Source organism: Pseudoalteromonas sp. 23_GOM-1509m (assembly GCF_000518425.1).
In the GTDB taxonomy this organism is placed as follows: domain Bacteria; phylum Pseudomonadota; class Gammaproteobacteria; order Enterobacterales; family Alteromonadaceae; genus Pseudoalteromonas; species Pseudoalteromonas tetraodonis.
In genome coordinates, this window is the sequence record NZ_KI912433.1 from 244,326 (window position 1) to 264,722 (window position 20,397).

Genomic DNA, 20,397 nt, shown 5'->3' on the forward strand with positions numbered 1-20,397 from the left:
TCGTTATGGCATCTTAACCACATTTAAAAGCTCTTGTCAGCGAAAAACTGCTATTTACATGCTGTTTACCATAAAACCAGCCATATATGTGCATTTTTTATACATTGAAGCTACTTTACCTCTGCATAAACTGACAGTAGCAATCATTTGATAAATACTCACTATCACGTAACTAACTGCGTTAAATAAGTAGATTAATTGTCAATAAGCATTGTTTTTCGCTACACTACAGTGCCTAAAAAAGTGGTATTAATAACTATGGAACTAATTTATTTTGCTACCGCCTTCGTCTGCGGTTTTGGTATATACCAGCTAAAATTGCCGCCACTTATCGGCTTTCTTATGGCTGGATTTATTCTTAATTTAGCGGGTTATAAAAGCACGGAATTGCTGGAAACAATTGCATCTTTAGGGGTTACACTGCTACTTTTTAGTATTGGCCTCAAGCTTAAAATTTCAAATTTAATAAAACCTCAAGTCTGGGCTCCGGCCACCTTACATATTATTCTAAGCAGCGCTTTATTTAGTGGCTTTATGCTACTACTGGGTGTTTTTGCACTGCCATTATTCGTCGATTTAAGTTGGCAAAGTGCGCTGTTAGTTGGTTTTGCTCTGAGCTTTTCAAGCACCGTATTTGCGGTAAAAGTCCTTGAAGAGCGCGGTGAAATGGCAAGCCTGCACGGTAAAATAGCCATTGGTATTTTAGTTATGCAGGATATATTTGCGGTTATATTTTTAGCGGTCAGTACCGGTAAGTTGCCGAATATTTGGGCCTTAGGGTTAATTATTGCCTTACCTTTATTTCGCCCTGTTATGTACTGGGTGTTAAACCGCTCTAAACATGGTGAGTTACTGCCGCTATTTGGGTTTTTCTTTGCCTTAGTAGCAGGTTATAACGCCTTTGAATTTGCAGGTCTCAAAGGTGATTTAGGTGCTTTGATAGTAGGTATGATGTTCGCACCACACAAAAAAGCCGGTGAATTGTCTAAGTCATTGCTTAGCCTAAAAGATATATTGCTAGTTGGCTTTTTCCTAAGCATTGGTTTAAGTGCAGAGCTTACTGCCCACTCCTTAGTCGTCGCTTTAGTGTTGGTATTAATTATTCCAATTAAAACCCTGCTTTATTACATACTAACCAACCTATTTAAACTTCGAGCGCGTACCTCTTTGTTAACAGCATTTAGCCTAGCTAACTTTAGCGAATTTGGTTTGATTGTGTGTGCAGTTGCCGCATCTACCGGCATGGTTACCTCTGAGTGGCTTGCTGTTATTGCGATTGCGGTGTCGATCACCTTTGTAATTGCTTCTCCTTTAAATAAACGCTCTAACGAGCTATACGTTAAAATTGAACGCTTTTTATTAAAGTTTGAAAGCAAAACCCGCTTAGCTGAAGAGCTCCCAGTAAACTTAAATGACACAAAAATTGTTATTTTTGGTATGGGTAGGATTGGCACAGGTGCCTATGAAACAATAAACGCAACTCATCCGGATGTTGTTGCAGGTATTGATATTAAGCCTGAGGTAGTTGATAAGCATGTAAAGCGAGGTCGCCGAGTATTAATTGCCGATGCCACCGATCCTGATTTTTGGCAACGTGTTAACCACTCCCACGTTGAAATGGTAATGCTAGCTATGCCTAAGCACATGCAAAATATTTTTGCCTTAGAGCAATTACAAGCATCGGGTTATAAAGGACAAGTAACGGCGATTGCCAACTACCCCGATCAGCAAAAAGAATTAGAAGAAATGGGAATAGACTCTACTTACAACTTTTACTTAGAAGCAGGTAGCGGTTTTGCAGAGCATGTAAAGCAAACCCTGTTTCCTTAATAGGGTTTAGATGCAAATGGATTGCATTTACATTCCTTTACATCTGCGTATTTTATTGGTTTAAAAATAAGGTAAAATGTCTGTGTTGGTTTAGTAAAGCTAATACCTAAGTGTGTATTTAAATAAAAATATACACAACTGGACCCCTTGCTTTTAATTAACCAATAAGATTCTCAAATTAGAGGGCCTACTCCCTCTATCAATAGGCTGTTACTTGCCCGTTACAGCCTATTTTATTTCTTTATTATCCCTTACACTTAACACCTCTACTCATAAAAGATGTCAATAATGGATCCTCAACAACTTAAAGTCGCCATTAATACCATTATGCCGTTTGGTAAATATGCGGGACGCCCCTTACTTTTGCTGCCTGAGCCTTATTTAGTGTGGTTTAAACAGCAAGGCTTTCCTGATAGCAAGCTCGGCTCTCAACTTGCAATGATGTACGAAGTGAAGCTTAATGGTTTAGAGCAAATGTTGATGCCATTACTAGAAAAAAATAGTAAATAAAATAGAACTTTTCTATAAGTGGCCTGTCTATCTATTTGCTACTTGTTGATTTTTTGGTTTTAAACCGCAAAAAAGCGCCTTTACGGCGCTTTTTTATTGTGTGGAATTTACTAGTCTAAGCTAATAATAAACTTAACCCCACCCAGTGTAGAGTCTTCAATCGTGCACTGCCCTTTATGCCATGACACAATTTTACTCACTATCGCCAGCCCTAACCCAAACCCACCGGTTTTTTTATCACGACTTTTATCTAAGCGTGTAAACGGCTTAAATACTTTTTCGCGCTCAGAGAAGGCAATACCAGGGCCATCATCTTCAACCACTAGCAGTAACTTTTCATCGGCAGTACTTAAACTAATATGTACACTTTTCGAGGCATGTTTAAGTGCATTACTGATTAAGTTTTGCAGCACCCGCGACATAAAATGACTATCGCATAAGTAAATAAATTGAGTGGGGAGCGTTGTTGTTAGTTTAATACGGGTATCAAAGTTTACTTTTTCAATATTAGTTTTAATTAATGCAACGATATCGCAAGGGGCTAATTGTAGACTAGGTTGCTGTGTATCTAAACGGGCGTATTCCAACATTTCAGATACCAAGGACTCCAGTTCATGAATATCCATTTGCATGTCAGATAAATACTGCTGTGCTTTGGTATCGTGAGTTTTATCCTCGAGTATTGCAATAGCAAACTTCAACCGCGCTAATGGCGTTCTAAATTCATGAGATACAGAAGAAGTGAGCTCTTGCTGAGCACTAAGTAAAAACTCAATACGTTGCTGCATTACTTGCAATGTATCGGTGATGGGTAAGAAGAATGACTTTGAGCCATGGCTTAATTGAAAGTCTTGCGAGCCACCCACTGCCTCGCATGCATGACTCAGCTTTGCAAAGTCTCGCCACAACAAAAAGCTCCACAAACCTATTGGTAAACTTATAATAAACAACACCAGTAAATACGGTAACACAGTCCCTGAGCTGCTGTGTTTAACACCCACAGGGCCTACTTGTAGCAATTGTGAATTATTTAGCGTTACATACCAAACGATACGCTGCTGTTTATCATATAAATAAAGGTAATGGTTTTGAAATAGTTGTGCTTGCTGTTCAGGTGGGAGCACTAGATCTTGCTGGGCAATGACTTGGCTATCAAAATTATGTTTAAGCTGCTCAAGCCCATCTGGAGTTTGTGAAAGCAGCCATAAAGACTGCCCGAATTCGTCATCTAACAATACACTTTGCTGAGATTCATCATAGGGCCAAAACTGCTCTATAACGCCACTAACAATAAACAAGGAGGCAATAATATACACGTAAAGGCTTATAAATAGCTTTCCCATTAACCTAGCCTAACACCTTGCATTTATTACATATCCCACGCATCTGATACAAATAGATAGCCTTGCCCCCATACCGTTTTAATTCGATAGGGTTTATCACTGTTATCACCGAGCTTTTTACGAATGCGTGATACACGAACATCCACCGTGCGGTCTAACCCGTCGTACTCACGCCCTATCATATGTTGATGGACATGCTCTCGACTGAGCACTTCACCAGCATTTGAAGCCAATAACCACAGCAATTCGAATTCATGAGAAGTTAGGACAATTTCAACACCGCTTAGCTTTACAATGCGGCTGGTTTTATCTATTGATAAGTCACCAAATTGAAGTTCTTCAATCGCTTTAACACTTGGCTGTCCACGGCGAAGCAATGCACTAATTCGAGCAAGAAGTACACGCGGCTCTGCCGGTTTTATAACGTAGTCGTCAGCCCCGAGTTCTAAGCCTATGACTTGATCGAAGTCTTCACCCTTTGCTGTCAGCATTAAGATAGGGAGAGTGTATTTGTCACGTACTTGTCGACATACGCTAAAGCCATCTTTTCCTGGCAACATTACATCTAAAATGATCAAGTCGACGTGGTTTTCACTAAGATAAGGGAACACTTCGTCACCGCGTTCTAAAACGTCAACTTCTAAGCCATTATGCTCAAGATAGTCTTTGGTTAATTGTTGCAACCCTAAATCATCTTCAACAAGTAATATCTTTGGCATTTACTGCTCCTAAATTAAAAAAAGCTCCAAGGTGAGCGTAGCCGATGTTTTTTCTTAGCGTATGCGGTTTGCACTTCTATTTGCACACTCGCTAACGATACACCTGTATGGGGATTAATCAGGGAGTATATGGTCTCCACCTGAACACGCGCTTTATAACTAAGTTGGCCTTTTTTGACACCTTGCCAGCATTGTAATTGTGTATCTTGTTGGTATAAACATACATCGCTAGCGGCTGACAGTTGCCACTTAAATTTTAACTCAAGATCACAAAATTCTTGTTGTTCGGAAACCACACAGACTTTGGGTGATACGTTAAGTGAAGAGGCTTTTGCAACGCTAGCGTTGCTAAAAAATGAAGCTGCAAGCACAACCAACATAAAACACTTCATATTAAAATGTATGTTCGAATCCTATAAAGGCGGTCATTGAATAGTCATGTTCAAAAAGCGGGCTGCTATCCATTGCTGAATAATCATAATAGGCTAAATGAAAACGAAGCGCGTTGACTCCATCTACAGGCCAACGGGCGTCGATTTTAGCATAAGGTTGCCAACTACTACCAACTTCTATTTCACCGTAAATAGATTCAGCGCTATTTAAACCATAAAAATAGTTATTTAGTTGGGCTGATTTGTAATTAACGCCTAACGTCGACTTTAACGTTAATTGCTTAAACTCATGGTGATATTGCCATTGCAACGATCCCCTGTAGCCATTATAAACGCTGTTTACATCATGCAATAATTGCGCAGAAAATACTTGCTGCTGCTTTACAAAAAAATAGCTTATACCAGCATCAAGTGCGACTCGTCTTTTTTGTATATTATTTATATTTACTTCACGCGGTGAATCAGTGTGTAGCGATTCTAATATCTCGTTTTCAGACGTTGTTTTAAAGGCGAAAATATTTTGTGGATGCCAATCAATAAAAAAACGTGACTCAGGGTTAATTTCTGACACAAAACTAACGTTATGTTGTTTGCTTTGTAAAAAAGAATAACCAAGGCGGCCATTATCAAAAAACCAATTTTGACCATAATAGGCCACTTGCGGAATAACAACTAAGGGGATGTTATCTGCACCATACAGAGGATTTGTGATCACCCCAACACCAACACTCACACTAAGGTTAAGCTCATCAGTGGATATATGTTGCTGCTTCTGAGCAATCGCATTAGTGCTTAATAGCACTAATAACAGGCATGTGTTTATTCTCAGATGGAACCGCATGAAGTTAATCGCTAGTTTATAAAGTGGCTTTGACCCTATAGTAGCAAGTAGTATGAACACAAGCTCTAGAGGGTTACAATCATTAACAAATTTGATACAAACAGAACACGTTTACATATTGGCCGCTATTTCGACCCGATTACGACCATGGGTTTTAGCTAAATAAAGTGCTCTATCTGCCTTTTCAACTAATAAACAGCTCTTACTAAAAGGTTCCATTAAAGCAATGCCGAAACTGGCTGAAATATTACGTTTATTATTACTGTCTTCTTTTTTACGAATCGTCAATTTGGCAATGCTCAAACGAAGCTGATTACAAAATGCCATCGCATCATTAATGCTTTCAAAGTAACCCGTAATACAAAATTCTTCACCACCAAAACGATAAGCTCTGTATTGCTCTTGTACACTATTTTGCACTTTTTGAGCGACTAGCTTGAGTACCTCATCGCCTTTTTGATGGCCAAAATCGTCATTAAAACGTTTAAAATGATCAATATCGAACATAATCAACACCGCTAATTTACCGTGTTCATTTTGTGAAGAGGCGTTCAAACAAAACTCAACAATGTCTGTATCAAACTTACCGCGATTAAATAATCCGGTTAAGGAATCTTTATCAACCGCTTCTTGGGTCACGCTAAGCGCTTCTTTTAAATCTTTAATTTCGTTGTACGCTTGCGCTAATTTGGTTTGGAATCCACGGGCGTAATCTTGCATCGCAATTGATTCGTCAGTTAGGCGCTCAACGCAAGAAAGGATCTCATTAAATGAGTTAATACTAGAGAGCGTTTTTAATTCATTTTGTGAATCAACTAACGAGGTAGTAAAGCTTTTCGAATATTGAATGGAGTCACTAAGATCAAACTGCATTTGCTCTACGGTGCCATGAAACCTTTCAGACATTTGTTGAAAAAATGCAAGCTCTTCGTCATTAATATGCTTATTAAAAATTTCTTGGGCGGTTTGAGCTGAACACGTATTGTGCAAAGAGATGACTTTATCAAGCTCTGTGTTTAGTTGTGGGTTGTCGCCCTGTACATAACAGTACCAAATAGCATAATTTATTGGCGTTACAGGCATTTTGTATTTAACCATCAACGGAATGGCTTTTTTTAAACACTGGGCAGAATGAGCAAGTGAAACCGTATTATCCATAATTAAAACTCTTAGACATCACAACAAAGATGTTAATAAACACATAAATATTAGCGGTTTATATTAACAGTTTTTTATCATCCAACAAGCCTATATTATGTTTTCCCCCATATTTTGTGCAATATTCCAAAGCGCACTAATAGCAGGGTCGTTTAGTTCTTTATGTAATACAGCCAAACCAATTTTAAACCCTTGTGGTGGCTCGCCTTTATACTCTAAAACCTGAACCTTATCGTTAAGCGGACTATTATCGAGTACAATTTTTGGGATCATGGCCACGCCTAACCCTAAACTCACCATAGATACCATAGCTTCATGCCCTGCCACTTGCGCGTAAATTTTTCCTTGTACATTATTTTTTCGCCACCACTGCTCCAACCTTTTTCTTGAAAATCCTTGTTCAGCAACAATAAATTCAAGCTCAGACCAATCAATAGTTTCGCTACTAGTGGCTAATTTTTCTGTGATCGGACATTGAATAGTGGGTGCAATTAATACCAATGGCGAGTAGCCAATATCTACAAATGCAATTTGTGCAGGTAATTTACTGGGTCTGGCTGCAATGGCCATAGATTCATGTCCATCTAACACTCGGTTAATAGCCAAGGCGGGATCGCCCGTATTTAAGGTAATTTCAATATGCTGATGCTGAGCTCTCAGTTGCTCTAAAATATGATGCAAAAAACTGTAAGACGCGGTAACGGAGCAATAAAGGCTCACATTGCCATAAATATGTTGTTGCGGTTCGTTTAAATTAGCTTTAAACCGCTGCCAATGACTAAGTGTTGCACTGGCATACTCCTTAAATGCAACGCCTTCGCGGGTAAGCTTTACACTGCGATTATCACGCAGGAATAACATCACCCCTACTTCATCTTCTAACTGCTTAATATTACGACTTAAAGTGGGCGCACTTATGTGGCATAACTCACTGGCACGAGAGAAATGAAGCGTTTTTGCCAACGCCAAAAAGTAATTTAAATGCTTATGATCCATAACAACACCAGTATTTCATATTATGAAACACTTTAATTCAAATATATCATTTTACGCAAGAAAAGATTTTCCATATTGTTATTCCAAGCAAAGCAAAAGCAATGCATCTAACAAACTGAATTAATAGGAAACTTATCATGGCAAATTATTTTAATAGCTTACCTTTACGCGAACAATTAGCGCAATTGGCACAATGTGAATTTATGGGCGCAGACGAATTTAACGACGGTGTTGCTGCACTTAAAGGTAAAAAATTGGTAATTGTAGGCTGTGGCGCACAGGGCCTAAATCAAGGCTTAAACTTACGTGATTCTGGTTTAGATGTAGCCTATACACTGCGTGATTCAGCCATTGCTGAGCGTCGTCAGTCATTCTTAAATGCATCTGACAATGGTTTTAAAGTGGGTACATATGAAGAGTTAATCCCAACAGCCGATGTAGTACTTAACTTAACACCTGATAAACAACATACTGCCGTTGTTAATGCCATCATGCCATTAATGAAACACGGCTCAACCCTTGCCTATTCACATGGCTTTAATATTGTTGAAGAAGGCATGCAAGTTCGTGAAGACATTACCGTTATTATGGTTGCACCAAAATGCCCGGGGTCAGAAGTACGTGAAGAGTATAAACGCGGCTTTGGTGTACCTACATTAATTGCGGTTCACCCAGAGAATGATCCTCAGGGCCATGGCTTGGCACAAGCAAAAGCCTATGCAGCAGGTACGGGTGGTCATCGCGCGGGGGTACTTAAATCATCATTTATCGCTGAAGTAAAATCTGATCTGATGGGCGAGCAAACCATTTTATGTGGCATGCTACAAACTGGCTCTATTTTATGTTTTGACAAAATGATTGAAAAAGGAATTGATGCCGGTTACGCCTCAAAACTTATTCAATATGGCTGGGAAGTGATCACAGAAGCACTTAAATATGGCGGTGTGACAAACATGCTTGACCGCTTATCAAACCCTGCAAAGGTTAAAGCGTTTGAGCTAAGTGAAGAGCTTAAAGTGATTATGCGTCCTCTTTATAACAAACACCAAGATGACATTATCGATGGCACATTTTCACGTGTAATGATGGAAGACTGGGCAAATGATGACGCTAACTTACTAAAATGGCGTGCTGAAACTGCAGAAACTCATTTTGAAAAAACCCCTGCAGGCGATGTAGAAATTGCTGAGCAAGAATTTTTTGACCACGGTATTTTAATGGTGGCAATGGTAAAAGCGGGTGTAGAACTGGCATTTGAAACCATGACAGCGGCCGGTATTATTGCAGAATCTGCCTATTATGAGTCACTGCATGAAACGCCGCTGATAGCCAATACTATTGCACGCAAAAAGTTATTTGAAATGAACCGCACTATTTCAGATACCGCTGAGTACGGCTGCTATTTATATAACCATGCCTGTTTGCCGCTTCTACAAGAATTTATGCAAGGTATTGATACTGATGTTATTGGTAAAGGCTTAAATGAGCAAAGTAATCAAGTTGATAACCAAACTTTAATTCAAATAAATACGGCTCTACGTGAGCACCCTGTTGAGAAAGTAGGCGCAAAATTACGCGGCTACATGTCTGCAATGAAAAAAATAGTTTAACCCAAGGATCCTAGAACTTTCACTTGTTAGAAACCAAGCCCACTTGCATTTTGCTGTGGGCTTTTTTAAGTGCAAATTAATCATCAATAGCTGAAAATAAATAATGTGCTAAAATAATTCCCCTCATTGCCTCAGTTGTAAATATAAGCACTATCATGACGATACAAAATCTCTCTATTACTCAAAAAATAACAGCCCTTGGAAGCATTATTGCTATTTGTGTTGCTGTATTAATTGGTTTGACGTCTTTGCATAACTCAAAGAATATTATTGAGCAACGCATGATCGAATCTGAACTGCCAAGTAAATTGCAAACAATCAGTAATCATATTGGTGGCGAGATCAATGAACTTCTTGGTGCAGCACAGCAGCTTTCGGCAAATACCTTTATTTTAGATTGGGCAAATGCTGGCAACAACAACGACACGCTATTACTTAAAGAGCTCAATCGTTTGGTTGACCAATACGATCTTGCCACGGCTTCGTGGGCGAATAAAAACACTGCACAATATTGGAATCAAGATGGCTTTTTACGTGTTTTAAAAAATGATGCCGCAGATGGCTGGTTTTTTGCTTTTACACAATCAAAGCAACCTTACTCAATTAGTATTTATCAAGAGTCAGAAAACGATGTAAAAATGTTTGTTAACCACCAACAACCTAATGGTTTAGGCTTGGCAGGCTTAGCAAAAAGCATTACAGATATGCAAAAGCTGCTACAACAATTTAAAATTGAGCAATCAGGGTTTGTGTTTATTGCCGATAAAAACGGATTAATTCAGTTACATAAAGATGCAGACAAAGTCGCTAAGGTTAATATAGATAGTATTTACAGCGCTAATATTCATAACAAATTACTTAGTAAAAACGGCTTCGCTTTAGAGGAAGTAAATATCAACGGGCAAGCCACACTCATTGCAGCCACACCGATTAAAAACACTGACTTATTTGTCTTAGCTCAAGTCCCAAAAAGCGAAGTATTTTCTAGTGTAAATACCCTAGAGTGGCAAATATTCACTTTCACTATCATCACTGCGCTAATCGCAAGCGTGATCAGTTACTTATTAGCTCGGTCTTTAGCTTCACCGTTATCAACAATGGCTGAGTTATTTTCGCGTTTAGGGCGTGGCGATGCAAATTTAGCCTATCGCTTACCAACATCTCCCCAACCTGAGCTAAATAATTTAACCACCGGCTTTAATCAATTTATTGAAAAAATAGAAACCGCTATTGTGCAAGTAGCTAATGAGAGCCACGGTATTCGCCACAGCTCAGATCATGTATTTTCGCAAGCCAAGCAAAACTCTTTAGCGCTTGATAAGCAAAAAGAGCAAACTATTTCAGTTGCAGCAGCCATTAATGAAATGGGCGCTACAGTGCAAGAAATAGCGCAAAGTGCTGCCAATGCAGCTAAGTTAACCAACGATAGCCGCGATAACACCAAGCAAAGCCATCAACAAGTGTTACAAAGCCAAACGACAATCTCAGCCCTTGCCAGCGACATTGACGGCATAACCGAGCAAGTTGCTTTACTTTCTAAAAAGACTATTGATATCGCTAGTATTGTGGATTCAATTAGAGGTATATCTGAACAAACTAACTTACTGGCTCTTAATGCAGCCATTGAGTCTGCTCGTGCTGGTGAACATGGACGAGGCTTTGCTGTAGTTGCTGATGAAGTAAGAGCGCTGGCGAATCGTACCTCACAATCGACCACTGAAATTCAATCAATGATTGAAGAACTCACTCATATTTCAGATGACGTTGTCAGCGATATCGGTCAATCAAAAGATAAAGCACAACAAAGCGTAAGCGCAATGCAAAACTCGGTTGAGTTACTTAATACCATTACTGAAACAGCCAATGAAATTAACGATATGGCGACCTTAATTGCCACCGCCACCGAACAGCAAAGTAGCGTGGTGAATGATGTAGGTCGTAGTATTGAGCAAATAAGTGAGATCAGTGATAAGTCAATGAGTGAACAAATCAATACAGAACAAGCAATTCGTGATTTAGCCACCAGCGCACAAACACTTGATGCACTCGTTGCAACGTTTAATCAGCAACGTTAAATAGAGTGTTACATTAAAAAATAACCTCTGTACAAAATAACCACTATACTTAAGTGTGTTTTTTGTACAGAGGTGTGTATGAATGCTCTCCAAGGTAAACATTATTTACTGATTGTGTGTCTGCTGGCTCTGTGTGCTTGTAGCACCACAGATAACGCCAATATAAGCGTGCCAATCCCCACTATTACTCCTCCCATGCAATTACAACAGCAGCTGGTAGAGTCTGAGCAACAAATATTTCAACTCGACGATAGCCTCAAACAGCAATTAAATGCTTACGTGCAATCGAGTAAATCAGTTGATGAAATAGCGTATAGCCTACTTAGTTTTTTACTCACAAATGGCGATAGCGCTTTATCTTATCAATCCACCACGACACAAACCGCATCTCAGAGCTATCAAAACTTAAACGCCAATTGCTTGTCACTATCAATTTTAGCATATAGTTTAGCTGAGCATTTAGGGCTTAAAGCTCGCTTTCAAAAAGTACACATTCCGGAGTATTGGTCACTAAATCAGGGATTTAATTTACTCACGGGGCACATCAACCTTGCCATAGACAATAAAACGAAACTCAAAGACAGCTCACTTGTTTATCAGCGTAATAAGCGTTTAATCATTGATTTTGATCCCAATAGCCGACAAGCCCGTTTTGCAACCTCATTGCTTTCAAAAAAAAGAGTGACCGCCATGTTTTATAATAATAAAGGGGGTGAGGCACTGGTAAATAAGCACTATGATTTAGCGTTTAGCTATTTCAAAGCAGCAATCAATACGGACGCTTCATTTAGTGCTAGCTGGGGCAATTTAGGGGTACTCTTTAAACAATTAGATGATTTAAAGCAAGCGGAGCAAATGTATCGCTATGCTATTGCCTTAAATACTGATAATAATACTGCACAAGGTAACTTAGCATTATTATACACACTCACAGATAGAGTGGCCGAAGGCGAAAAGCTATTGGCTGAGCTTGACAAAAAACGCCAAGAAAATCCTTACTATCATATCTCGCTTGGTAACAGTGAGTATGTAAATGGTAATTTTAAAGGCGCAATTAGCCACTATAAAAAAGCGAACGCTATGTCACCAACCTTACATGAAAGCCACTTTGGACTGGCGCGAAGTTACTTTGAGTTAAATAATATAGCTAGGGCGGAATTTCATTTGCGTAAAGCCAGAAAAAAAGCAGACTTTACACATGACAAACAACGCTATGATAATAAACTCATCGCATTAAAATCACTTATCGTTAAGGCGAATCATTATTAAATTATTTAGCTTAACCTGCATTGTATTTTTTATAAGTTGGAGTGGACTCTCAAAGCCGATTGAGCCGCAGTTATTCACTGATTTAACAACGCTAACCAGCTCTAAATTAGCAGGCAGAAAAACGAATAGTCACTCGGCTTTACTCACCAGAGAATATTTAAAAGCACGCTTTAAAGAGCATCAACTAACGGTTATAGAACAACCTTTTACTTATCCATCAGGGCTGTTTTCTAAGGCGCAAGGCGTAAATATTGTTGCGACCAAAACAGCAAAAAATTTGCCTGTTATTGTTATTACAGCGCATTACGACCATTTAGGCCTAAAAGCCGGAAAATTACACCCTGGCGCTAACGATAATGCCTCGGGTGTTGCCGCATTACTATACTTATCGAACGCTTTAAAGGTGCAATCATCCTATGGTTTTGTGTTTGTTGCAACAGACGCTGAAGAAAACGGTTTACACGGCAGTGAGCACTTTGCCAAAACAATGCGCCAGTTCCCTGTTGCTTTAAATATTAACTTAGATATGTTGGCAATTAAAAAATCGCATAAGCGGTTATACGCGCTAACAAGTCGTTCGTTAAAAGGTCAACTCACTCCACTATTTAGCCAAATAAAAAATACGAGTGTCGAATTAAAGCCCGTTTATTCATCACGAAAAATGAGCAGATTAACCAACACGAAACAAATAGACTGGCACAGAGCCAGCGACCATTATTCATTCGCTAAACAGAAAATTCCGTATGTGTACTTTTCGATGGGCGCCGATAACTATCATCACACAGCAAAAGATACGCTCGAAAATATTAATACTGCTCTTTATCAAGAAGCAGTATTGCTAATTGAGGCATTTATTAATCAGCTTTTGACAAACCCTGAGGTATTCAGTCCCCCCTTAAAAGCAGCAACGTAAGCCTCTTTTTTTGCCCGTGGAAGTTTTTTAATCGCATATTCTAATTTACTTGCGTCGCTTTTAGTCCCAACTTGTTGCTGATGAATGAGCACCAGCGGTCCTTTCCCTTTGAGGTTTTTTGCCCCTTTACCCGCTTGGTGCGTTGCTAAACGACGCGCTACATCAACTGTAATGCCGGTATACCAATGACCAAACCGTGTTTGCACAATATACAGTGACCAAACAGCCGGTTTAATTTTACTATTGCACAACTCATCGTTTAAACTTTTTTGATTATTAATGGTCAAAACCTCGCCTTAACGCGCTAAACAAAAACAATTACTCAAAAGGGTTTTACCTTGAGTGACTAATCGGTATCATGCAGACTATAAAAAATAAGGATCACAACTAACAATGCAGTCGTTAAAAACTTTTTCTCTTTGGCTTATCGTCGCTTTAACGCTTAGTTCAGCCGCAGGTTGTTCTAGCTGGGTGTACAGAATCAACATCCCTCAAGGTAACTTTTTAGAACAATCAGACGTTGATAAGCTTCGCGTTAATATGACTCGCGAGCAAGTAATTTATGTACTAGGCAGACCGATTGCCGAAGACGCCTTCGATAAAAATACTTGGCGTTACGTTTATAGCTTTAATAAAGGGCGCGCTAATGAACAATATAAATCATTAGTATTAAACTTTGAAAATGAAAAGTTGGTAACTGTCTCTGGTGACTATGAGCAACCAGAAAACTTTACAACCCCTTTAGAGCAATAAGCCATTTGGGTTTAATTGAAAAAGGTGAGCATGGCTCACCTTTTTTGTATCTAGCGATCTAACGGTCGGCCACCGGTTACTTTATTTGCGCGACCCTCTTCTTTAGCTTTTTCGGCGCGCTTTCTGCGGGCATCTTTAGGGTCGGCAATTAATGGGCGGTAAATTTCAACTCTATCGCCGTCTTTAAGCTCATGATTAAGCTTTACCGTTCTGTTCCATACACCTAAAGTTAAAGCGGTTGCATCAATTTCAGGGCACTTCTTAATAATACCTGATTGGATCACTGCTTGCTCTGCGGTGGTACCTTGGAATACCTCTATATTTAGCGTGGTTGCTTTCGTTGGTAACGCAAACACAATTTCAATATTGATCATGCTCGCTCTCCATATACCGCTTTTGCTCGTTGAGTAAAGGCACTCACCATATTTTTAGCCACATCATTAAAAATTTTACCAAACGCAAGTTCTATTAACTTACTAGAAAATTCAAAGTCTAGCTGTAAATGCACTTTGCACGCATGCGCATCTAATTGCTGAAAATGCCAGCGACCTTGTAAGGTTTTAAAAGGCCCATCGACCAAGCGAAGCATCACTGTTTGCTCATCAATTAGCGTATTTTCAGTGGTAAACCATTTTTTTATACCGGCTTTAGATATTTCTAAACTGGCGGTCATGTTATTATCATGCTGCTTAATAATTTTTGAGTCTGAACAATTAGGTAAAAACTGCGAATAAGCTTCTACATCATTGACTAGATCAAACATCTCTTTAGTGCTGTACATAACCAGCGCACTTTTCTCTATTTGTGGCATACTCACTCCCAACTGTGTGCAGGAATTTTAGCAAGCTTTGTGCGTTTCCCCAAACTTTCATCGCGCTTAAATGAATCCTTCGCTTTTGCATGTATAATTTAAAAAAATCGATGTAAAACATCTCGTATAACGTATATTATAGGGCACTATGGCTAAGAAAAATTCATCAAAATCGACAAGTAATACCATCGCGCTAAATAAAAAAGCGCGACACGAGTATTTTTTACACGACAAGTTTGAAGCAGGTATTGAACTCCAAGGCTGGGAAGTAAAAAGTATCCGAGCAGGTAAAGTAAATATCTCTGAAACTTATATTCATCTTAAAAACGGTGAAGCGTTTTTATTAGGCAGCACAATCCAGCCTTTAAATAGTGCATCAACCCATGTTATTTGCGACCCGCTGCGTTATCGTAAATTATTACTAAGCAGACGTGAACTTGACCGTTTGGTTGGTGCAACCGAGCGTGATGGTTATTCATTAATTGCCACAGCTATGTATTGGAAAAAATGCTGGGTAAAGCTTGAATTCCATTTAGCGAAAGGTAAGAAAATGCATGACAAACGTGAAGACGGTAAAAATAAAGATTGGTCCCGTGAAAAAGAACGCTTAATGAAACATAAAGTTTAAATAAAAACGCCTAACATCATGTTAGGCTTTTTTTTGCTAAATTTTTAGGAAAATACAAATTATTACAAATTAAAGTCGCTCGGCGTTTTGTTTATCAATAATAACTAAATCACGTTACAGCGCCAAATAGCGAGCATCCTATCGTTTACCTTTATTGAGAAAATCAGTACATATTAGTGCAGATAACAAAATCATCTTTGTGGCCAATTGATAACAGTTAAGTTACATGGTATTAATAATTCGACTTGTAAAACAAGTAAATTATAACATATCAACAAGGACTTAAGGATGAAGCAATCAATTGCATTTACACCGAGCTTAATCATCGGTGCTACTATCGCATTGTCAGCAGGTTTTAGTACAACAACTTACGCTGCACAGCAAACTGCAGAAAAAGTAGAACGTATTCAAGTAACAGGCTCTCGTATCAAACGTTCGGACATCGAAGGCCCGTCTCCAGTACAATCCATTAATAAAGAAGACATCGAAAACATGGGTTATGACAACCTACAACAGCTTCTTGAAAGAATGCCTGTTGCAGGTAATGGTACTTTTTCAACCCGTGGTAATAACCAAGACTCAACCGCAAATGGCTCAGCTGCCGTCAGCCTTCGTGGCTTAGGCGCCGATGCTACCTTGGTACTTATTAATGGTCGTCGTGTTGCAATCAGTGCATTTGCTGAAGGGATCACCAACTCATTCGTTGATATCAACAGTATTCCTGTTTCAGCAATCGAACGTATTGATATTTTAAAAGATGGCGCCTCAGCAATCTATGGCTCTGATGCTGTAGCGGGTGTTGTAAACGTTATCTTGAAAAAAGATATTGACGGTATTGAAGTAAACTTAGGTTACGGCGGCACAGATGGCCCTAACTATGAAGAAACTACAGCCAGTATTGTTTGGGGTACTACTAGTGCAAAAAGTAGCGCATCCGTTATTATTGATTACTTTAAAAACACCTCTTTATCATCAGATGAAATGGGGCGTTTAGGTACTGCTAATCAATCTCCATATGGCGGTGAAGATTTCCGTTCATCACGTGGCTTCCCTGGCTACTTCTATGTTGATGGCGTTAAAACAATTGACCCTGCGTGTCCTGCAGAAAATGCAACATCAAGTGGCAGTTGTTTATTTGACTATGGTCCATTTGGCTATATTGCACCGGCATCAGAACGTGTAGGTGCTATTTCACAATTTGAATACCGCTTTGATAATGGCATAACGGGCTTCTTAGAAATGGCCGTTCAGCATAACAGCTCAATTGCAGCAGGTGCCCCAACGCCACTTGATGAAGATGCGGGCTTAACAGTACCAGGTAGTCACCCTAATAACCCATTCGGCCAAGATATTGAAATAGGTCGTTACAGAACCGTAGATGCGGGTGCGCGCCAATGGGATATCGAATCAGACACATTACGTTTTGTTGCTGGTTTAAAAGGTGAAATAAACGATTGGAGCTGGGAAACAGCGGTACAAAAAGGACGTAGTAAGTCATTACAAACTGGGGATCGCTCACAAGGTTGGGTACGTACTGACTTCTTACAACAAGAAATTGATGCCGGTAACTACAACCCATTCGGCGGCACTTACAACGATCAAGCCGTAATTGATAGAATTACTACGAGCTTGGTTCGTCAAGGCGAGTCTCATATGACGTCGTTCGATGCTAACATTTCAGGTGAAGCATTTAGCTTTGGTGATGATGTTGTCATGATGGCGGCCGGTATTGAATACCGCGAAGAGGACGTAACTGATACGCCAGATGATCAATTCCAACGAGGATTAATCTTTGGTACCGAGTCTGTGTCAGCTGCAGCAGAGCGTGACCAATACGCTGCCTATGTAGAGTTTTCAATTCCACTTGCTGAGAACTTAGAGCTACAACTTGCTGGTCGTTACGATGATTACAGTGACTTTGGTACCACAACCAATCCTAAAGTCGCTTTACGCTGGGCACCTACTGATGAAATCACAGTGCGTGGTTCTTGGGCACAAGGCTTTAGAGCACCGTCTCTTGCACAAGTAGGTTTAGGGCCATCTCAAGAGAGCCAGTTCTTTATCGATAATTACCGTTGTGACGCAACGGGTAAAGATTGTGATGCACTAGATTACAACATTGAATTTGCTGGTAATCCTGACTTAGAGGCTGAAGAGTCTGAATCTTGGAACGTCGGCTTTATTTGGGCACCTACAACTGACTTTGGTTTGAGTGTAGATGTATGGAGTATCACCCAAGACAATAAAATTGATGAGCAAGAGTTTGGTCCAATTTACAACTCAGAGTGTAATAACCAAAATAGTACCGTATGTGTTCGCTTACCTCCGTCAGGTACAGACAGTTTAGGGACTATTCAAAAGATTTTCAGTACTTTTGAAAACGTGTCATCACAAGAAGTTTCGGGCGTTGATATTTCAGCAAACTACAATCACTCACTGGATGACTTAGGCTTACTAAAATTCAATTTAGAATGGGCTTACCAAGATAAATTTGAAAAAGACGGCCGCGATTATACCGGTGAATATGGTTACCCAGAGCATCGCTGGATTTTCTCAACTAACTGGGAAATTGGTCAGTTCAACACAAACATGAACATTAGTTATGTAGGTGAGTTTGAAGATACGCCAGATATCGACTTCGATGGGAACTTAGACTTCGATAGTAATACATCGCGTACTGTTGATTCACAAGTACTGGTAGATTTACAAACATCATACCGTATTACTGAGTCAGCAAAAGTATCACTAGGTGTGAACAACTTATTTGATGAAGAGCCACCGTTTGCAATTGGTGACGGTGATTCAGATCTGTATGGTTACGCATCGGGTGTACACAACCCTCGTGGTCGTTACATTTACACTAAAGTTAGCTTTTCGTTTTAATTTAAAATAATAAAAAAACCGCCATTTTGGCGGTTTTTTTTCTCAAACTAAAGGGCTAAATTATAGCTCGCCTTCGTTTTCAGATAAGAATTTAGCAACGCCTTCAGGGCTTGCGTCCATTCCTTTTTTACCTTCAGTCCAACCAGCAGGACATACTTCACCGTGCTCGCTGTGGAATGCTAGTGCATCTACCATACGGATCATTTCGTCGATGTTACGACCCAGTGGTAAGTCGTTCACTACTTGGTGACGTACGTTACCTTCTTCATCGATTAGGAAAGAACCACGAAATGCAACGCCCGCTTCTGGGTGCTCAACGTCGTATGCTTTACAGATTTCGTGTTTAACGTCTGCAACTAGTGCGTATTGAACTTTACCAATACCGCCGTCTGCTACAGCCGTGTTACGCCATGCGTTGTGTGAGAATTGTGAATCGATAGAAACACCAATTACTTCTACGCCACGTTTTTGGAATTCTGCATAACGCTTATCAAAAGCAATAAGCTCAGAAGGACATACAAATGTGAAATCTAGTGGGTAGAAAAAGATTACTGCTTTTTTACCTTTGATTTTTTCGTGAAGGTTATAGCTATCTACAATCTCACCGTTACCTAGAACAGCTGCAGCGGTAAAGTCTGGTGCCTGACGGCCTACTAATACACCCATTTTATTCTCCAAATATTTTGAGTTTATTGTCAATTGCTTACGCAATACTGATTACTAATATGGGCACTAATTTTAAAATTACAATAGCAACCATATTTAATTAAACATTATTCTATGGCTATCAAAAATAAATTAACAATCGTATTTATAGATAGCACCGTTCTAAAATAGCGAACGCTTGATAAATGGACTGATTTTTAATCATAAAAAAACCTGCTTTAAGCAGGTTCTTTTTACTAATCCATAATATCGCTAGGCATATCACCGCGAATATGTTGCCATATTTCACCGGTTTGATGACCATATTTACGCATCATGAATATTGCACCATCGTGCTCTTTATTCTCAGCAAGCTTAGTTAAGTCTTTATAAAACTGGCGTGCAAGCTCGCGAGTGCGAGGATCTGAAAAGTAATGGCAGCCAATCTTAGAATAAAAACCTTTAAAGCCATTAAGGATGAGCACATAAATGCGATTGTTACCGGCAACAGCTAATTCATGATGAACTTTATAATCATAATCTGCAAACGCTTGCGCGCTGTCTTCTAATTCATCGCTTTGTGATAAAATTTCGATAACACGCTCTGGTGCAAGTTTTATAGCTGCACGGGTATAAATTGCGCTGATATTAGTACGTGCTGAGAGTAACTGATCGGTTAGCTCTGGCATTTTATCTTCATCTAAACGTGCCAGTGTTTCAAGGATATTTAATCCTGAGGTTTCCCAAAAGTTATTAACGCGAGTAGGTTTACCATGTTGTATTGTTAACCAACCGTCCCTAGCTAATCGCTGTAATACTTCTCGTAATGTGGTTCTAGTAACACCAATTAACTCTGAGAGTTCACGCTCAGCAGGCAGAATTGAACCTGGAGGAAAATCACCATTCCAGATTGACTCTACTATGTATTCCTCAGCAAATCCTGCTGGGCTTTTCGCTTTAAAAATTCTCATTCAATTCCTACTCGAATTAATTCACATCACATCGCTACATACGATTAACT

Annotated in this window: 20 protein-coding genes; 9 read left to right on the forward strand and 11 right to left on the reverse strand. The window is 39.4% G+C overall.

The features are described 5' to 3' along the window. The first annotated feature begins 258 nt into the window (after positions 1-258). Positions 259-1,830, forward strand: coding sequence for a cation:proton antiporter family protein (locus tag N523_RS0114480; protein WP_024602056.1), 1,572 nt, complete (start codon positions 259-261; stop codon positions 1,828-1,830). 288 nt (positions 1,831-2,118) lie between these two features. Beyond that, the gene (locus tag N523_RS0114485; protein ID WP_010387988.1) at positions 2,119-2,340 is read left to right on the forward strand and encodes a DUF3820 family protein; all 222 of its coding nucleotides are present in this window, start codon (positions 2,119-2,121) and stop codon (positions 2,338-2,340) included. Between the two features lie 110 nt (positions 2,341-2,450). Here N523_RS0114485 and N523_RS0114490 read toward each other — a convergent pair whose 3' ends face one another. The 6 genes from N523_RS0114490 to ilvY all read right to left on the reverse strand — a co-directional run bounded on the left by N523_RS0114490 (position 2,451) and on the right by ilvY (position 7,789). Then, positions 2,451-3,683, reverse strand: coding sequence for an ATP-binding protein (locus tag N523_RS0114490; protein ID WP_028834009.1), 1,233 nt, complete (start codon positions 3,681-3,683; stop codon positions 2,451-2,453). A gap of 26 nt (positions 3,684-3,709) precedes the next feature. Continuing rightward, entirely contained in the window at positions 3,710-4,402 is a 693-nt protein-coding gene (locus N523_RS0114495) for a response regulator (protein ID WP_013465514.1), read from the reverse strand. Positions 4,403-4,416: 14 nt separating this feature from the next. Next, on the reverse strand, positions 4,417-4,782 hold the full coding sequence (locus N523_RS0114500; RefSeq protein ID WP_028834008.1) for a DUF3019 domain-containing protein: 366 nt from the start codon (positions 4,780-4,782) through the stop codon (positions 4,417-4,419). Between the two features lie 13 nt (positions 4,783-4,795). Next, on the reverse strand, positions 4,796-5,635 hold the full coding sequence (locus tag N523_RS0114505; protein ID WP_051440330.1) for a MipA/OmpV family protein: 840 nt from the start codon (positions 5,633-5,635) through the stop codon (positions 4,796-4,798). A 111-nt stretch (positions 5,636-5,746) separates the two neighbouring features. Next, positions 5,747-6,793 carry a GGDEF domain-containing protein gene (locus tag N523_RS0114510; RefSeq protein WP_016899249.1) on the reverse strand — a complete coding sequence of 349 codons (1,047 nt, stop codon included), beginning with the start codon at positions 6,791-6,793 and terminating at the stop codon, positions 5,747-5,749. Between the two features lie 90 nt (positions 6,794-6,883). Further along, positions 6,884-7,789, reverse strand: a complete 906-nt coding sequence (gene ilvY, locus N523_RS0114515; RefSeq protein WP_028834006.1) for an HTH-type transcriptional activator IlvY — start codon at positions 7,787-7,789, stop codon at positions 6,884-6,886. Between the two features lie 137 nt (positions 7,790-7,926). Here ilvY and ilvC point away from each other — a divergent pair, with 137 nt between their 5' ends. The 4 genes from ilvC (at position 7,927) to N523_RS0114535 (ending at position 13,656) form a co-directional block, all read left to right on the forward strand. Then, entirely contained in the window at positions 7,927-9,399 is a 1,473-nt protein-coding gene (ilvC, locus tag N523_RS0114520; protein ID WP_013465519.1) for a ketol-acid reductoisomerase, read from the forward strand. Between the two features lie 155 nt (positions 9,400-9,554). Beyond that, positions 9,555-11,474 carry a methyl-accepting chemotaxis protein gene (locus N523_RS0114525; RefSeq protein WP_028834005.1) on the forward strand — a complete coding sequence of 640 codons (1,920 nt, stop codon included), beginning with the start codon at positions 9,555-9,557 and terminating at the stop codon, positions 11,472-11,474. Positions 11,475-11,552: 78 nt separating this feature from the next. Beyond that, positions 11,553-12,743 (forward strand): tetratricopeptide repeat protein, encoded by a 1,191-nt coding sequence (locus N523_RS0114530; protein WP_028834004.1) that lies wholly within the window; start codon positions 11,553-11,555, stop codon positions 12,741-12,743. Positions 12,744-12,936: 193 nt separating this feature from the next. Next, on the forward strand, positions 12,937-13,656 hold the full coding sequence (locus tag N523_RS0114535; RefSeq protein WP_269320063.1) for a M28 family peptidase: 720 nt from the start codon (positions 12,937-12,939) through the stop codon (positions 13,654-13,656). On the opposite strand, the gene N523_RS0114540 is transcribed toward N523_RS0114535, so the two are convergent. Continuing rightward, positions 13,602-13,943 (reverse strand): GIY-YIG nuclease family protein, encoded by a 342-nt coding sequence (locus N523_RS0114540; protein WP_016899245.1) that lies wholly within the window; start codon positions 13,941-13,943, stop codon positions 13,602-13,604. The two genes, N523_RS0114535 and N523_RS0114540, sit on opposite strands and share 55 nt — an antisense overlap. A 106-nt stretch (positions 13,944-14,049) precedes the next feature. Here N523_RS0114540 and N523_RS0114545 point away from each other — a divergent pair, with 106 nt between their 5' ends. After that, positions 14,050-14,409: an outer membrane protein assembly factor BamE gene (locus N523_RS0114545; protein WP_013465523.1), complete on the forward strand. Its 360-nt coding sequence runs from the start codon at positions 14,050-14,052 to the stop codon at positions 14,407-14,409. A gap of 50 nt (positions 14,410-14,459) precedes the next feature. On the opposite strand, the gene N523_RS0114550 is transcribed toward N523_RS0114545, so the two are convergent. Beyond that, positions 14,460-14,783: an RnfH family protein gene (locus N523_RS0114550; RefSeq protein WP_013465524.1), complete on the reverse strand. Its 324-nt coding sequence runs from the start codon at positions 14,781-14,783 to the stop codon at positions 14,460-14,462. After that, on the reverse strand, positions 14,780-15,220 hold the full coding sequence (locus N523_RS0114555; protein ID WP_013465525.1) for a type II toxin-antitoxin system RatA family toxin: 441 nt from the start codon (positions 15,218-15,220) through the stop codon (positions 14,780-14,782). The genes N523_RS0114550 and N523_RS0114555 overlap by 4 nt, the downstream gene beginning before the upstream one ends. 148 nt (positions 15,221-15,368) lie before the next feature. Here N523_RS0114555 and smpB point away from each other — a divergent pair, with 148 nt between their 5' ends. Together smpB and N523_RS0114565 are read left to right on the forward strand one after the other, a co-directional pair. Next, the gene (gene smpB, locus N523_RS0114560; protein ID WP_013465526.1) at positions 15,369-15,848 is read left to right on the forward strand and encodes an SsrA-binding protein SmpB; all 480 of its coding nucleotides are present in this window, start codon (positions 15,369-15,371) and stop codon (positions 15,846-15,848) included. 288 nt (positions 15,849-16,136) lie between these two features. Next, the gene (locus tag N523_RS0114565; protein ID WP_028834002.1) at positions 16,137-18,731 is read left to right on the forward strand and encodes a TonB-dependent receptor; all 2,595 of its coding nucleotides are present in this window, start codon (positions 16,137-16,139) and stop codon (positions 18,729-18,731) included. 60 nt (positions 18,732-18,791) lie between these two features. Here the strand turns inward: N523_RS0114565 and N523_RS0114570 are convergent, their stop codons facing one another. Both N523_RS0114570 and fadR read right to left on the reverse strand, forming a co-directional pair. After that, positions 18,792-19,397 (reverse strand): peroxiredoxin, encoded by a 606-nt coding sequence (locus N523_RS0114570; RefSeq protein WP_008109095.1) that lies wholly within the window; start codon positions 19,395-19,397, stop codon positions 18,792-18,794. 236 nt (positions 19,398-19,633) lie between these two features. Then, the gene (fadR, locus tag N523_RS0114575) at positions 19,634-20,347 is read right to left on the reverse strand and encodes a fatty acid metabolism transcriptional regulator FadR (RefSeq protein WP_008109093.1); all 714 of its coding nucleotides are present in this window, start codon (positions 20,345-20,347) and stop codon (positions 19,634-19,636) included. Positions 20,348-20,397: the final 50 nt, after the last annotated feature.

Coding starts and splice junctions, on each gene's coding strand:
- N523_RS0114550 (WP_013465524.1), bottom strand. CDS start 14,783: ATGATCAATATTGAAATTGTGTTTGCGTTACCAACGAAAGCAACCACG.
- N523_RS0114555 (WP_013465525.1), bottom strand. CDS start 15,220: ATGCCACAAATAGAGAAAAGTGCGCTGGTTATGTACAGCACTAAAGAG.
- N523_RS0114485 (WP_010387988.1), top strand. CDS start 2,119: ATGGATCCTCAACAACTTAAAGTCGCCATTAATACCATTATGCCGTTT.
- N523_RS0114480 (WP_024602056.1), top strand. CDS start 259: ATGGAACTAATTTATTTTGCTACCGCCTTCGTCTGCGGTTTTGGTATA.
- N523_RS0114495 (WP_013465514.1), bottom strand. CDS start 4,402: ATGCCAAAGATATTACTTGTTGAAGATGATTTAGGGTTGCAACAATTA.
- N523_RS0114505 (WP_051440330.1), bottom strand. CDS start 5,635: ATGCGGTTCCATCTGAGAATAAACACATGCCTGTTATTAGTGCTATTA.
- N523_RS0114510 (WP_016899249.1), bottom strand. CDS start 6,793: ATGGATAATACGGTTTCACTTGCTCATTCTGCCCAGTGTTTAAAAAAA.
- N523_RS0114570 (WP_008109095.1), bottom strand. CDS start 19,397: ATGGGTGTATTAGTAGGCCGTCAGGCACCAGACTTTACCGCTGCAGCT.
- N523_RS0114490 (WP_028834009.1), bottom strand. CDS start 3,683: ATGGGAAAGCTATTTATAAGCCTTTACGTGTATATTATTGCCTCCTTG.
- N523_RS0114525 (WP_028834005.1), top strand. CDS start 9,555: ATGACGATACAAAATCTCTCTATTACTCAAAAAATAACAGCCCTTGGA.
- N523_RS0114530 (WP_028834004.1), top strand. CDS start 11,553: ATGAATGCTCTCCAAGGTAAACATTATTTACTGATTGTGTGTCTGCTG.
- N523_RS0114565 (WP_028834002.1), top strand. CDS start 16,137: ATGAAGCAATCAATTGCATTTACACCGAGCTTAATCATCGGTGCTACT.
- N523_RS0114545 (WP_013465523.1), top strand. CDS start 14,050: ATGCAGTCGTTAAAAACTTTTTCTCTTTGGCTTATCGTCGCTTTAACG.
- smpB (WP_013465526.1), top strand. CDS start 15,369: ATGGCTAAGAAAAATTCATCAAAATCGACAAGTAATACCATCGCGCTA.
- ilvC (WP_013465519.1), top strand. CDS start 7,927: ATGGCAAATTATTTTAATAGCTTACCTTTACGCGAACAATTAGCGCAA.
- fadR (WP_008109093.1), bottom strand. CDS start 20,347: ATGAGAATTTTTAAAGCGAAAAGCCCAGCAGGATTTGCTGAGGAATAC.
- ilvY (WP_028834006.1), bottom strand. CDS start 7,789: ATGGATCATAAGCATTTAAATTACTTTTTGGCGTTGGCAAAAACGCTT.
- N523_RS0114500 (WP_028834008.1), bottom strand. CDS start 4,782: ATGTTGGTTGTGCTTGCAGCTTCATTTTTTAGCAACGCTAGCGTTGCA.